11 protein-coding genes and 3 pseudogenes are annotated in these 13,618 nt (G+C 65.9%); 7 read left to right on the top strand and 7 right to left on the bottom strand.

Annotated elements, in window-relative coordinates:
* Positions 1-45 precede the first annotated feature (45 nt).
* Both QP181_RS11980 and QP181_RS11975 read left to right on the top strand, forming a co-directional pair.
* Positions 46-1,242: an acyl-CoA dehydrogenase family protein gene (locus QP181_RS11980; RefSeq protein ID WP_333929621.1), complete on the top strand. Its 1,197-nt coding sequence runs from the start codon at positions 46-48 to the stop codon at positions 1,240-1,242.
* Between the two features lie 4 nt (positions 1,243-1,246).
* Positions 1,247-2,329 carry an acyl-CoA dehydrogenase family protein gene (locus tag QP181_RS11975; RefSeq protein WP_333928648.1) on the top strand — a complete coding sequence of 361 codons (1,083 nt, stop codon included), beginning with the start codon at positions 1,247-1,249 and terminating at the stop codon, positions 2,327-2,329.
* Between the two features lie 51 nt (positions 2,330-2,380).
* Here the strand turns inward: QP181_RS11975 and QP181_RS11970 are convergent, their stop codons facing one another.
* Positions 2,381-2,698, bottom strand: coding sequence for a hypothetical protein (locus QP181_RS11970; RefSeq protein WP_132736294.1), 318 nt, complete (start codon positions 2,696-2,698; stop codon positions 2,381-2,383).
* A 41-nt stretch (positions 2,699-2,739) separates the two neighbouring features.
* Positions 2,740-3,653: pseudogene (locus QP181_RS11965) on the bottom strand (LysR family transcriptional regulator).
* Positions 3,654-3,759: 106 nt separating this feature from the next.
* Between QP181_RS11965 and QP181_RS11960 the strand changes: the two are divergent.
* Positions 3,760-5,286, top strand: a complete 1,527-nt coding sequence (locus tag QP181_RS11960; protein WP_333928647.1) for a CoA-acylating methylmalonate-semialdehyde dehydrogenase — start codon at positions 3,760-3,762, stop codon at positions 5,284-5,286.
* A 94-nt stretch (positions 5,287-5,380) separates the two neighbouring features.
* Here QP181_RS11960 and QP181_RS11955 read toward each other — a convergent pair whose 3' ends face one another.
* A complete protein-coding gene (locus QP181_RS11955) occupies positions 5,381-5,692 on the bottom strand; it encodes a GIY-YIG nuclease family protein (protein WP_132895537.1) in 312 nt (103 codons plus the stop codon).
* 128 nt (positions 5,693-5,820) lie between these two features.
* Between QP181_RS11955 and QP181_RS11950 the strand changes: the two are divergent.
* From QP181_RS11950 to mmsB, 4 genes and pseudogenes are all read left to right on the top strand, one after another.
* Positions 5,821-6,965 (top strand): annotated as a pseudogene (locus QP181_RS11950) (acyl-CoA dehydrogenase family protein).
* Positions 6,966-7,080: 115 nt separating this feature from the next.
* Positions 7,081-8,124, top strand: coding sequence for an enoyl-CoA hydratase/isomerase family protein (locus QP181_RS11945; protein WP_132736282.1), 1,044 nt, complete (start codon positions 7,081-7,083; stop codon positions 8,122-8,124).
* A 94-nt stretch (positions 8,125-8,218) separates the two neighbouring features.
* A complete protein-coding gene (locus QP181_RS11940) occupies positions 8,219-8,995 on the top strand; it encodes an enoyl-CoA hydratase (RefSeq protein WP_333928646.1) in 777 nt (258 codons plus the stop codon).
* 191 nt (positions 8,996-9,186) lie between these two features.
* Positions 9,187-9,991: pseudogene (gene mmsB / locus QP181_RS11935) on the top strand (3-hydroxyisobutyrate dehydrogenase); the annotation flags it as partial.
* Positions 9,992-9,994: 3 nt separating this feature from the next.
* Here the strand turns inward: mmsB and QP181_RS11930 are convergent.
* From QP181_RS11930 to QP181_RS11915, 4 genes are all read right to left on the bottom strand, one after another.
* Positions 9,995-10,393 (bottom strand): MAPEG family protein, encoded by a 399-nt coding sequence (locus QP181_RS11930; RefSeq protein ID WP_132895533.1) that lies wholly within the window; start codon positions 10,391-10,393, stop codon positions 9,995-9,997.
* A gap of 37 nt (positions 10,394-10,430) precedes the next feature.
* The gene (locus tag QP181_RS11925; protein ID WP_132736270.1) at positions 10,431-10,652 is read right to left on the bottom strand and encodes a hypothetical protein; all 222 of its coding nucleotides are present in this window, start codon (positions 10,650-10,652) and stop codon (positions 10,431-10,433) included.
* A gap of 85 nt (positions 10,653-10,737) precedes the next feature.
* Complete coding sequence (locus QP181_RS11920; RefSeq protein ID WP_333928645.1) at positions 10,738-12,111, bottom strand: MATE family efflux transporter; 1,374 nt, start codon at positions 12,109-12,111, stop codon at positions 10,738-10,740.
* Between the two features lie 361 nt (positions 12,112-12,472).
* The gene (locus QP181_RS11915; protein WP_333928644.1) at positions 12,473-13,591 is read right to left on the bottom strand and encodes an extracellular catalytic domain type 1 short-chain-length polyhydroxyalkanoate depolymerase; all 1,119 of its coding nucleotides are present in this window, start codon (positions 13,589-13,591) and stop codon (positions 12,473-12,475) included.
* Between the last annotated feature and the right edge of the window lie 27 nt (positions 13,592-13,618).

Raw genomic sequence — 13,618 nt, 5'->3', positions numbered from 1 at the left:
TGATCGACTGTGGCACATGGGCTCCAACATCAGGAGCACATGGCCATGGATCTCAGCTTCACGCCCGAGGAAGAATCGTTCCGCGACGAAGTCCGCGCGTTCTTCCGCGACAAACTCCCCGCGCGGCTCTCGACACTGGTCCGCGAAGGCAAGCGCCTCCGCAAATCGGACATGGAGGAATGGCACGCGATCCTCAACGAGCGCGGCTGGCTGGCGAACCATTGGCCCGAGGAGTGGGGCGGTCCGGGCTGGAGCGTGATCCAGCGCTTCATCTTCGACAATGAATCCGCGCTCGCCCACGCGCCTCGCGTCGTACCGTTCGGGGTGAACATGCTCGGGCCGGTGCTGATCAAATACGGCTCCGAAGAGCAGAAGAAGCAGTGGCTGCCACGGATTCTCGACGGCTCCGACTGGTGGTGCCAGGGGTATTCGGAGCCGGGCGCGGGCTCCGATCTTGCGGGCCTGAAGACGACGGCCGTTCGCAAGGGCGACGTCTATGTCGTCAACGGCCAGAAGACGTGGACGACGCTCGGCCAGCATGCCGACATGATCTTCTGCCTCGTCCGCACCGACCCCGCCGCGAAGAAGCAGGAGGGCATCTCGTTCCTGCTGATCGACATGAAGTCACCCGGCATTGAGGTCCGCCCGATCACGCTGATCGACGGCGAGCAGGAGGTGAACGAGGTGTTCTTCACCGATGTCGAGGTGCCCGTCGCCAACCTCGTCGGCGAAGAGAACATGGGCTGGACCTACGCCAAGTACCTGCTGACCTACGAGCGCACCAACATCGCCGGCGTTGGCTTCTCGATCGCGTCGTTCGAGCGGCTGAAGGAAGTCGCGCAGACGCAGAAGAAGGGTGGCCGTGCCTTGGCGGACGATCCATTGTTCGCGGCGCGGATGGCACGGGTCGAGATCGATCTGGCCAACATGCAGACGACCAATCTTCGCGTGCTGGCGGCGGTCGCGGGCGGCGGCGCGCCGGGTGCGGAAAGCTCGATGCTCAAGATCAAGGGCACCGAGATCCGCCAGGAGATCACCTCGCTGACGCGTCGTGCGTATGGATCGTACGCGGCGCCGTACATACCCGAGGCTCTGGAGGCCGGGTGGAACGGCGAGGATGTCGGGCCGGAAGATGCGGCGATGGCGGCGCCGAGCTATTTCAACAACCGCAAACTGTCGATCTTCGGCGGGTCGAACGAGATCCAGAAGAACATCATCTCCAAAGCCATCCTGGGTCTCTGATCACATGAACTTCGAACACACCGACGACCGCCGCATGCTCGCCGACACGCTCGTCCGCGCGCTGCGCGACGGGTATCCGATCGATACGCGCAATGCCGGTGCCTACAGTGACGCGGGATATAATCCGGCAGTCTGGCAGCAGTTGAACGAGTTGGGCATCGTATCCGCGCTGTTCGACGAGGCGGCGGGCGGCTTCGGCGGCAGCGGGTTCGACATCATGGTGGTGTTCGAGGCGCTCGGTCGCTCGCTGGTGGTCGAGCCGTTCCTGGGCGCGCTGATGGCGGGGCGTGCGCTGGCGAAGGCTGGCGGGCATGACGAGACGCTCGCTGCTATCGTGTCCGGGGAGACGATCGCCGCGTTCGCGAATGACGAAGGCGCAACGCCGGTGACTGCGACGCAGGGCGGCGATGGCTGGACGCTGAGCGGGACGAAGGCGGTCGTGTCGCAGGCGGGTGCGGCATCGGTGTTCGTCGTGACCGTCGAGCAGGATGGTGAGCCGCTCGTGTTGCTCGTACCGGCGGATACGTCCGGGGTGTCGGTCCGTAGCTTCAACGTCGTCGAGGGTGGTGCGGCCGGGGACGTGACGTTCGAGAATGTCACGCTCGGCGCCGATGCGCGCGTGGGGGGCGAAGGGCAGGGGCAGGCGATCGTCGATGCGGCGATCGGGGCGGGGTTGCTCGCGCTGTCGGCCGAAGCGGTCGGGGCGATGGAGTTTGTCAAGGAGGCGACGCTCGGCTACCTACGCGACCGGAAGCAGTTCGGCGTGCCGATCGGCAAGTTCCAGGCGCTCCAGCACCGCATGGCGACGGTGTTGCTCGAAATCGAGCAGGCCCAGTCGGCGGTGATCAACGCAGCGTCGGCATTCGACGGCGACGATGTGAAGGCGCGTGAGCGGGCCTTGTCGGCGGCAAAATACACGATCGGGCGGACTGGAGCGCTGGTCGCGGAGGAGTCGATCCAGCTGCACGGCGGCATCGGCATGACGTGGGAATACGCGGTGTCGCATTATGCCAAGCGCTTGGTGATGATCGACCACCAGCTCGGTGACGAGGACTATCACCTGCAACGGTATATCGCGCTAGGCTGACTATTTTTCGTCATCCTGACTTTCGTCAGGATGGCGGGCGGCTAGTGGGCTCTACCGCCCGCGCTTCCCGATCATCGGCCGCAGCCGCACGCCGAGGCAGATCACCGTCGGCCACAGCAGCGTGTTGAGGATATCCAGCGAGGTATCCTCCCACCGCCACGACCCGAAGGTCATGCGGTCCATGATCTCGTTGAACGCCTCGCCCGCGACCACCACCCACCACGGAATGAACGTACCGAACGACCGCCGCGTGATCAGCCGCGCGATCATCAGCAGCGCCATCCCGGCATGGATGTGCAGGATCGTATCGGGCAGCCCGGTGCCATCGCCGATCCAGTCGATCATCTTGTGGTAGAGGGTCGGGATCACGCTGTTACTCCGGGCGAACTGCCGCGGGGGCTATACGGCGCTCAATACCGAGCGGCAATCACAGGCATCGTGCCCAACATCAACGGCTTCAACTCGCCGATGGTCGCGTCCAGCCAGGCGATGAACCGGTCGATCCGCGCGATCCGGCGGACGTCGCGGTGGACGACGAGCCAGAACGAGCGCGCGATGTCCACCGCGTCGGGCAGCACGCGGACCAGCCCCGGCATCCGGTCGCCGATGAAGCAGGGCAGAATCCCGCATCCCGCTCCCGCGGCGATCAGCTCGGCCTGCGCGACGATGCTCGAACTGCGGATCGAGGCGTCGAGGCGGCCGTCGATCTCGGCAAGATAACGAAGTTCGGGGGCGTAGATCATGTCGGGGACATAGCCGATCAGTCGGTGCCGCATCAGATCCGCGGTTGTCGCGATCGGCCCCGTCCGCGCAAGATGATCCGGGTGCGCATACAGTCCGAGGTGATAGTCCGTCAGTTTGCGCGCGACCAGCGGTCCGCTTTTGGCCGCGCGAGCATGACCGCGATATCCGCCTCGCGCCGCGACGGATTAAGGAAGCCGGTCGATGCGATCAGGTCGACGGCGATCCGCGGATGCTGGTTGGTGAACGACGCGAGCCGCGGCGCGAGGATGCGGCTGCCGAACCCTTCCGAGACGCTCAACCGGATCGGGCCGGCGAGTACGCCGGCATCGGTGCCGACGACTTCCTGGATGCCGAGGGCGGACGCTTCCATCGTCTCGGCATGCTCGAGCAGCGCCGAGCCGCGTTCCGTCAGCGCGTAACCCGCGACGGTCTGTTCGAACAACGTCGTCTGGAGTCGCCGCTCTAGCCGTTGCAGCCGTCGCGAAACCGTCGTCGCGTCCTGCCCCAGCATTTTTGCCGCGGGTCCAAGTCGGTGCATGCGCGCCAAAGCGAGGAAATACCGAACGTCGTCCCAGTCCATGAACGCTTCGTCCCATGCTGCATATCTGCAGAGCGAATCTGCAAACAGCCCCACTTGGCTGCGAAAGCCTTATGGCCGACGGTGCGGATAACTAGAAGAGGATGCCATGCGGACGATCGAGAATTTCGTGAGCGGTGCGGCCAGCACGGCCGAGCGCTTCGGCGACGTGTTCGACCCGAATTCGGGCGAGGTGCAGGCGCGGGTACGGCTGTCGGGCGCGACCGATCTGGACCGCGCCGTCGCCGCCGCGCAGAAGGCACAGCCGGGCTGGGCCGCGACCAACCCGCAGCGTCGCGCCCGCGTCATGTTCGAGTTCAAGCGGCTCGTCGAAGCGAACATGGACGAACTCGCGCGCCTGCTGTCGTCCGAGCACGGCAAGGTGATTGCGGATTCGAAGGGCGATATCCAGCGCGGGCTCGAGGTGATCGAGTTCTGCTGCGGCATTCCGCACATCCTCAAGGGTGAATACACGCAGGGCGCGGGGCCGGGGATCGACGTCTATTCTATGCGCCAGCCGCTCGGCATCGGCGCGGGGATCACGCCGTTCAACTTCCCGGCGATGATCCCGCTGTGGATGTCGGGAGTCGCGATCGCGACGGGTAACGCGTTCATCCTCAAGCCGTCCGAGCGCGATCCTTCGGTGCCGGTGCGACTGGGCGAGTTGTTCGTCGAGGCGGGGTTGCCCGAGGGCATCTTCCAGGTCGTCCACGGCGACAAGGAAATGGTCGACGCGATCCTCGATCATCCGGCGATCTCGGCGGTGAGCTTCGTCGGCTCGTCCGACATCGCGCATTACGTGTACCGCCGCGGCGTCGAGGCGGGCAAGCGCGTCCAGGCGATGGGCGGCGCGAAGAACCACGGCATCGTCATGCCCGACGCCGACCTCGACCAAGTCGTCGCGGATTTGTCGGGCGCGGCGTTCGGGAGCGCCGGTGAGCGCTGCATGGCGCTGCCGGTGGTGGTGCCGGTCGGCGAGAAGACCGCCGTGGCTTTGCGCGAGAAGCTGATCCCGGCGATTGCGGCGTTGCGCGTGGGCGTGTCGACCGACAACGACGCGCATTACGGCCCGGTCGTGAACGCGGCGCATCGCACCCGGATCGAGAACTGGATCCAGACCGGCGTCGACGAGGGCGCGGAACTGGTCGTCGACGGGCGTGGGTTCGCGTTGCAGGGGCATGAGAAGGGCTTCTTCATCGGGCCTTCGCTGTTCGACCACGTGACCACCGAGATGTCGGCGTACAAGGAAGAGATCTTCGGGCCGGTGCTCCAGATCGTCCGCGCCGCCGACTTCGAGGAGGCGGTGCGCCTGCCGAGCGAGCATCAATACGGCAACGGCGTCGCGATCTTCACGCGCAACGGCCACGCGGCGCGCGAGTTCGCGGCGCGGGTGAACGTCGGGATGGTCGGCATCAACGTGCCGATCCCGGTGCCGGTCGCGTATCATACGTTCGGCGGGTGGAAGCGCTCGGCGTTCGGCGACACCAACCAGCACGGGATGGAGGGCGTGAAGTTCTGGACCAAGGTCAAGACGATCACGCAGCGTTGGCCGGATGGGTCTGCGCTGCCGGCGATGGCCGAGGATGGCGGGCCTGCGCGGAATAACGATGCGTTCGTCATCCCGACGATGGGGTGAGTGGTTTGCCATCCCCGGATCCCGTCATCCTGGACTTGATCCAGGATCCAGAGTTACGGAGCGCGACGCTTTTGACTCTGGATCCTGACTTTCGTCAGGATGACGGGAGGGGATCGAAACCCCAGTCTTCGGCCAGATCGCGCCACGTAGGATTGTCGGTCTCGATAAGCTCGATCTTCCACGAGCGCTTCCAGACCTTGAGCTGCTTCTCGCGCGTGATCGCCCCCTCCATCGTGTCGGCCATTGCGAACCACACCAGCCGGTTAACCGCGTATCGCTTAGTAAACCCAGCGAACGCGCTCTCACGATGCTGAACGATTCGTGCCATCAGGTCGGAGGTTACGCCGATGTACAGCGTTCCGTTACGCCAGCTCGCCATGATATAGACCGCGGGTTGTCTAGCCATATCATTCCCCCCACCCCGTCATCCTGACGAAAGTCAGGATCCAGAGCCACGAGCATCAGCATTCGCCGCTCTGGATACTGGGTCAAGCCCAGTATGACGGACGCAGTATGACGATTCAGGAAAGTCCGATGACCAACCAGTTCGACCTCACCGACGACCAGCGCGAGATCCAGGAGCTGGCACGCCGGTTCACCGCCGACCGGATCACCCCGCATGCAGCCGAGTGGGATGAGAAACACATCTTTCCGCGCGACACGATCAAGGCGGCGGCCGAGCTCGGCTTCGCGGCGATCTATGTCAGCGAGGAGAGCGGCGGGATCGCGCTCGGGCGATTGGAAGCCGCGTTGATCATGGAGGCGATGTCCTACGGGTGCCCGTCGACGTCCGCGTTCATCAGCATCCACAATATGGCGGCGTGGATGATCGACCGGTTTGGCTCGCAGGGCGTGAAGGACAAGTATCTCCCCGATCTGGTGACGATGGACCGGCTGGCGAGCTATTGCCTGACCGAGCCGGGCTCCGGCTCCGACGCCGCCGCTTTGAAGGCCCGCGCGGTGCGCGATGGCGACGACTGGATCGTGACCGGCTCGAAGCAGTTCATCTCGGGTGCGGGCGAGAACGAGGTGTACGTGACGATGGTCCGCACCGGTGAGGACGGTCCGAAGGGCATCTCGTGCCTCGTGATCGAGAAGGACATGCCGGGCGTATCGTTCGGCGCGAACGAGAAGAAGCTTGGCTGGCATTCGCAGCCGACGCGGCAGGTGATCTTCGACGGCGTCCGCGTACCGGCCGCGAACATGGTCGGCGGCGAGGGCGAGGGCTTTCGGATCGCGATGATGGGACTCGACGGCGGGCGGTTGAACATCGGCGCGTGCTCGCTCGGGGGGCACAGCGGTGTCTCGACGAGGCGATCGCGTATACCAGGGACCGGAAGCAGTTCGGCAAGCCGATCGCCGATTTCCAGAACACGCAGTTCATGCTGGCGGACATGGCGACCGAACTCGAAGCGGCGCGCGCGCTGCTCTACATGGCGGCGGCCAAGGTGACGGCGAATGCGCCCGACAAGACCAAGTTCGCGGCGATGGCGAAGCGGCTGGCGACGGATACGGGCTCGTCGGTGGTCGACCGCGCGCTACAGCTGCATGGCGGCTACGGGTATCTGCAGGACTATCCGATCGAACGTTTCTGGCGTGATCTGCGCGTGCATTCGATCCTTGAGGGGACGAACCAGGTCATGCGGATGATCGTCGGTCGTGAACTGACGCGGCGGTGAGTCCGCGCAGCTCCAAGTCTTTCTTCTGCTCCGCGCCTTTGCGCCTCTGCGCGAAAAAGTCTCTTGTTCGCGCAGAGGCGCAGAGGCGCAGAGATGATGTTCGGGAGGTGAACGCGTGACCGATGATCTAATCGTCGAGAGTAAAGGGCCTGTCGGCCGGATTCGGTTGAACCGCCCGAAGGCGCTGCACGCGTTGAACCTAGCGATGTGCGAAGGCGTGCTGGAGGCGCTGGAAGCGTGGCGTGGCGACGCGGCGGTCGAGGCGATCGTGGTCGATCATGCCGAGGGGCGCGGGTTCTGTGCTGGCGGGGATATCCGCATGCTTGCCGCGTCCGGCGCGACCGATGGCGTCGAGGCGCGGGCGTTTTTTCACGCCGAGTATCGGATGAACCACCGGCTGTTCACCTATGCCAAGCCAATCGTCGCGTTCATGGACGGGATCACCATGGGCGGCGGCGTCGGGCTAGCGCTGCCGTGCCGGTTCCGGGTTGCGACCGATAACACCAAGTTTGCGATGCCGGAAACGGGGATCGGGCTGTTCCCGGACGTTGGCGGCGGCTGGTATCTGTCGCGGCTGCCGGGGCGGATCGGGCAGTATCTCGCGCTGACCGGGCACCGGCTCGATGGTGCAGAGTGTCTCGCGCTCGGGTTGGCGACGCATTTTCTCGCGAGCGATACGCTCGATACCGCTAAGGCACGGATCGCGGAGACGCCGCAGGATATCGCGGGCGTGTTGGACGCATTGGCCACGTCGGCACCCGACGCGAAGATCTTGGCGCGCAAGGATGACATCGACCGGCTGTTCGCGTCAGACGTGCTGGAGGAGATCTATGCCGCGCTCGACGCCGATGGTGGGGAGTGGGCGACTCAGACTCTCGCGACGCTGAAGACCAAGTCGCCGCAGACGATGAAGGTGTCGCTCCGGCTGCTCCACGAGGGCGCGGGGATGGCGAGTTTCGCGGACGAGATGCGGCAGGAATATGCGGTTGGCGCGCATGTCGTGCAGCGGCATGACTTCATTGAGGGCGTGCGCGCGGTAATCGTCGACAAGGATAACGCGCCGCGCTGGGATCCGGCGACGCCCGAGGCTGTGACCGATCACGTGATCGACCAGATCTTCGCGCCGTTGCCGGAGCATGAGGCGTGGACGCCGGGCTGAGTAGAAAGAACACACGTCACCCCAGCGAAAGCTGGGGTCTCATCATTATCGAGAGACCCAGCTTCCGCTGGGGTGACGGGATAGGAGAGATTGAATGGCCGACTACGAAACGATCCTGGTCGAGCAGCGCGGTGGCGTCACGCTTGTCACGTTGAACCGGCCCCAGGCGCTCAACGCGCTCAATTCGCAGGTGCTCGCCGACCTGATCGCCGCGTTTGCCGCGTTCGATGCGGACGCGTCGCAGGGGTGTGCTGTGCTGACCGGTTCCGCCAAGGCGTTCGCGGCCGGGGCGGACATCAAGGAGATGCAGTCGCAGGGCTTCGCCGAGATGTACGCGAGCAACTTCTTCGCCGGCTGGGAGAATTTCACGCGGACGCGCAAACCCGTGATCGCGGCGGTGGCGGGCTATGCGCTCGGTGGCGGGTGCGAGCTGGCGATGATGTGCGACTTCATCCTCGCGGCCGATACCGCCAAGTTCGGCCAGCCCGAGATCAAGCTCGCCGTGTCGCCGGGGATGGGCGGATCGCAGCGCCTCACACGTGCGGTCGGCAAGGCGAAAGCGATGGAGATGTGCCTCACCGGGCGGATGATGGACGCCGCCGAAGCCGAGCGCGCTGGCCTCGTGTCGCGGATCGTGCTGGCGGACGATCTGGTCGAGGAGGCGGTGAAGACGGCGACCACGATCGCGGCGATGGCGCCGCTGGCGGTGCTGGCGAACAAGGAAATGGTCAACGCGGCGTTCGAGACGGGGCTCGCGATGGGCGTCCAGTTCGAGCGGCGGCTGTTCCACGGGCTGTTCGGGACGGCGGACCAGAGCGAAGGCATGGCCGCGTTCGTCGAGAAGCGCGCCGGGACCTGGACGGGGAAGTGACCCGACAAACGTCCGTATCAACCCCGTCACCCCAGCGAAGGCTGGGGTCTCCCCGTTGGCGGTCGAAACGCTAGCCCCATAAAGATCCCAGCTTTCGCTGGGATGTCGATCGTTAAAGAGGATAAGCAATGGCACGGATCGGTTTCATCGGGCTCGGCAACATGGGCGGCGGGATGGCGGCGAACCTCGCGAAGAAGGGCCACGACGTTCGCGCGTTCGACCTCAGCGCCGACGCGCTGGACAAGGCGAAGATCGCAGGATGCCTGCCGGTCGCGTCTGCTGCCGAGGCCGCAGACGGTGCCGAGGCGATCGTGACGATGCTCCCCGCCGGCAAGCACGTCGCCGAGGTCTACGACACGCTGTTCGGCGTCGCCCCCGTCCGCGATCCTGATCGACTGCTCGACGATCGACGTCGCCACCGCCAAGCAGGTTGCCGAAGCTGCGCAGGCCAAGGGGCTCGCCGCGGTCGACGCGCCGGTGTCGGGCGGGATCGGCGCGGCCAATGCGGGCACGCTCACCTTCATGGTCGGCGGCTCGGCCGAGGCGTTCGAGCGGGCGCAGGCTATCCTCGCGGACATGGGCAAGGCCGTCATCCATGCCGGCACAAACGGCGCAGGGCAGGCGGCGAAGATCTGCAACAACATGATTCTCGGCGCGACGATGATCGCGACCTGCGAGGCGTTCGTGCTGGCGGAGAAGCTTGGGCTCGACGCACAGGCCTTCTACGATATCGCCAGCGTGTCCTCGGGCCAGAGCTGGTCGATGACCACCTATGCGCCGCTGCCGGGGATCGGCCCCGATACCCCCGCCGATCACGACTATCAGGGCGGTTTCGCGACCGCGCTGATGCTCAAGGACCTGCGGCTCGCGATGGCCGCGGCAAAGGACGTCGGCGCGGATACGCCAATGGGCGCGAAGGCCGCCGAGCGCTACGAGGCGTTCGCCGAGGCGGGGCAGGGTGGCCTCGATTTCTCGGCGATCATTCGCACGCTTTGAGCCCTAAAGGAAGCGGATCAGCATCAGCAGCAGGCCAAGGATCGATACCATCCAGCACAGGCTGCGGACATATTTGATGCCGAACAGATACAGCGGGATATAGGCGATCCGCGCGCCGAACCAGAGCCATGCGCCGATCGCACCGAGCCCGCCGGTGCGATCGGTCACCGCCAGCCCCAGCGCGAGCGCGACGAACACGGGGTAGGTTTCCTGGAAGTTCTTGAGCGCACGTTCGGCGCGACCTGCCATCTCGCCGAGCGGTTTCTGCTCGCCGTCGCGTGGACCCGCATTCCAGTCGAGCCCGCGATCGCGCGTGGCGGTCTGGCCCTGGATCATGACGTACGCGAACAACAGGACCGTCGACCAGCCGAGCAGCAGTAATTCTGTGGGCAAATGCGTCATGATCGATCTCCGCTAAGGTAGCGGGTGTCGAACGCCGCTATCGCGCCGATGTTGCGACCGTGATCGGCGGATTGGCAAGCGATTGGCGGGCGTCGTGCGCGCGGTGGAACGCGCGGTCGGCATCGTCGATCGCCCCGAGCAGCGCGCCGAAGCACGGCACTTCGTCGATCGGATAGACGCGTGACAGATCGTGGCCTAGCGCGAAGACGTCGCGCTGCGTGAGGAGCCCGATCGCGACGATACGGTCTTGGTCGGACATGTTAGGCTCCCGTGATGCAATGTATGTTAACGCACTCAACGAGTTAACGGTACCGTCATAAGTGCGAAACGGGGCCAGTGGAGCCTCAACCGAGGCCGAGCCGCTCGCGGGCGTGCCATCGCGCCATCATCAGCACCGAAACCACGGCCAGACCGGTCGCAAGTCCGGTCCATATCCCCACCCCGCCCCAGCCGCGCCCGAACGCGAGCCATGCGCCGACACCGATGCCGATCCCCCAATAGCCAATCGCCGCGAAGATCATCGGCACCGTCGTATCGCCGAGCCCGCGCAACATCCCCGCGCCGATCACCTGCGCGCCGTCGACCACCTGGAACACCGCGGCCACCGCGAGCAGCGAAATCGCCAGCGCGACGACCGGCGCGTTCGCAGGCGCATCGACGTCGAGGATGATGCCGATCAAGAGTTGCGGCGCGAGGATCAGCAACGCGGCGGTGAGCACCATGAAGCCTTCGCCGATCGCGAACGCCGCCCAGCCTGCACGGCCGATCCCCGCGCGGTCGCCGCGTCCGGTCGCGAGACCGACGCGGATCGTGGCGGCTTGCGCGATGCCGAGCGGGACCATGAAGGTGACGCTGGCGATCTGGATCGCGATCGCGTGCGCGGCGAGCGGCACGGTCCCGAGCAGGCCCATCAGGAAGACTGCGGCGATGAACACGGTCGATTCGAACCCGAGCGTGATCGCGATCGGCAGGCCGAGTGTCCACACCGCGCGGTATCGCGGCCAGTCGGCGCGCCAGAACCGGCCAAGGAGGCGATAGCGGCGGAACGGCTTTGCGTAGACGATCACGGCCGCCATCGCGACGAAGCTGAGGCCGTTGGCGATGCTGCTCGCCATGCCCGAGCCGAGCAGGCCGAGCGCGGGCAGGCCGGCATGACCGAAGATCAGCAGCCAGTTGAGCCCGGCATTGGCGACCAGCAGCCCGACCATCACCACCAGCGACCATGCCGGTTTTTCCAGCGCGGCGACGAACGCGCGCAGCACGAGGAAGGCGAGGCTCGGCAGCATCCCCCACATCACTGCGCGGACGAACCTCGCCGCCTCGTGTGCAAGCTTCGGATCCTGGTCGAGCAGGTGGACGAGGATCGTTTCGGCATTCCACAGCACGATCCACGACGGGATACAGAGCGTGGCGGCGACCCATATGGTCTGGCGCACGGTCCGCCGGATATCGCGCACCGCATGCGGCCGCGCACCCCGCTCGCGCGCGATCATCGGAACGGCGGCGGTGGTGAGTCCCATGCCGAAGACGAGGAAGACGAGATACAAGTTGAGCCCGAGCGTCGCCGCCGCCAGCGTGTCGGGGCCTAGCCGCCCCAGCATCGCGACGTCGGTCGCGCCGACTAGCGCCTGCGCGAGATTGGTCGCGACCAGCGGCCAGGAGAGCTTCAGCGTGGCGGCGCATTCTGTGCGCCAGGGGCGGGGCGAGGTCGAGGTCATGTAGCGGCTTTACCCGGGTTGGGTGGCAAGTCGATTACTCGCGTCGATCCTCCCCTAGCGGGGAGGATTGATGCGGAGCGATTTTGCGCCTTGATGTAAGGACGGTGGGATCGGCGGATGTGCTATGCCCATGGCATCATCCTCCTACGTCCGTCATCCCAGCGAAAGCTGGGATATCATCGGGGGCGTGCGTCGCCTGCCTCGTGAGATACCCCCGCTTTCGCTGGGGTGACGGTTGTGCCGGGGTGACGGCTATGTTGAGGTCGCCCATATATCGCCGTGAGAGCCGCGGGGGTGATGGCTGGCGGATGCCGTCCTCGTAGAAATGTCGCTGTCGACCGTGGCGGCGGTTGACGGAACTCTACCGCATCAGCCCGGCAGCGCGGAGGGCGTTCTCGATCGTTGCCTGGATACCGGCGGGGGCCTCAGGCCGAGGCTTCGGCGCGGGCTTCGACGAGACCGGTATCGCGATCTTCGCGACGCGTTCGATCGGCACTGACTTTGCCGCAGTCTCCGCCTTCACCGCCGCAACCAGCCCCCAGGACTTGGCGATCACCGCCGTGCTCGAAATCCCGACATCCAGCATGAACGGCCCCGCGGTGCCCAGACGCTCGCCGCGCGACGGATCGATCGGCGTGCCGTGACCCATGCCCGGCACGGTCCAGTCCTCGACTACGTCGCGCCCCTGTGCGTCCGACCAGATCCGGTGGACGGCAGTGCCGACGCGCTCTGTGCGCACCGCGTTCGCATCGATGCCGTGGACACCGCGCCATTGCCGCGCGATCGTGTCCGCATTCGCCACGCTGACCGTCGCGTCGGCGCCGCCGTGCCAGATCGCCAGCGTCGGCCACGCTCCGTCATGGCCGCGCGCGCCGCTGCGAACCTTGTCGATCAAAGCCGTATCGCTCGTATCGCCATGCCCGCGCATCCGGTCGAGCGCCTGCGACACGCCGGTCGCGGTGCCGTACGCCAGCCCGCCGATCGCCGCGCCGCCCGCGAACAGGTCGGGTCGCGTGGCGAGCATCGCAACCGTCATAGCTCCGCCCGCCGACAGCCCGGTAACGTACACGCGGCTGCGATCGAGGCCGTGGCGTGCGATCATCGTCTCGGTCATCTGCGCGATCGATTCGGCTTCACCGCCGGCTTGTGCGGTATCTTCGGACGCGAACCAGTTGAAGCAGAGATTGGGATTGTTCGCGCGCGTCTGCTCGGGAAACAGCAGCGCGAAGCCGGCGCGATCGGCAAGCTGCGACCAGCCCGACCCGTGATCATAGCCCGCCGCGGTCTGCGTGCAGCCGTGCAGGACGACGACCAACGGCGCGTTCGCAGGAAGGCCGGCGGGCACATAGGCGTACCCGAGCAAGGCCCCCGGATTGGTCCCGAACTCGACCAACGGCGTCAGGCGGCTGGGCGCCGTGGTGCGCGGCGCGGGAGCCCCGGCGCGGGCCATGCGGGCGATGGTGTCGGCGATGTTTCTCACGTCAATCGAGCCTTTCGTCGCAAGGCG

The organism is Sphingomonas sp. LR55 (assembly GCF_036856015.1).
Lineage (GTDB): Bacteria > Pseudomonadota > Alphaproteobacteria > Sphingomonadales > Sphingomonadaceae > Sphingomonas.
The sequence above is the reverse complement of the archived record's forward strand: the minus strand, read 5'-3'. Positions and strand labels throughout refer to the sequence as shown.

Coding starts and splice junctions, on each gene's coding strand:
- QP181_RS11980 (WP_333929621.1), top strand. CDS start 46: ATGGATCTCAGCTTCACGCCCGAGGAAGAATCGTTCCGCGACGAAGTC.
- QP181_RS11975 (WP_333928648.1), top strand. CDS start 1,247: ATGAACTTCGAACACACCGACGACCGCCGCATGCTCGCCGACACGCTC.
- QP181_RS11960 (WP_333928647.1), top strand. CDS start 3,760: ATGCGGACGATCGAGAATTTCGTGAGCGGTGCGGCCAGCACGGCCGAG.
- QP181_RS11955 (WP_132895537.1), bottom strand. CDS start 5,692: ATGGCTAGACAACCCGCGGTCTATATCATGGCGAGCTGGCGTAACGGA.
- QP181_RS11940 (WP_333928646.1), top strand. CDS start 8,219: ATGGCCGACTACGAAACGATCCTGGTCGAGCAGCGCGGTGGCGTCACG.
- QP181_RS11930 (WP_132895533.1), bottom strand. CDS start 10,393: ATGACGCATTTGCCCACAGAATTACTGCTGCTCGGCTGGTCGACGGTC.
- QP181_RS11925 (WP_132736270.1), bottom strand. CDS start 10,652: ATGTCCGACCAAGACCGTATCGTCGCGATCGGGCTCCTCACGCAGCGC.
- QP181_RS11920 (WP_333928645.1), bottom strand. CDS start 12,111: ATGACCTCGACCTCGCCCCGCCCCTGGCGCACAGAATGCGCCGCCACG.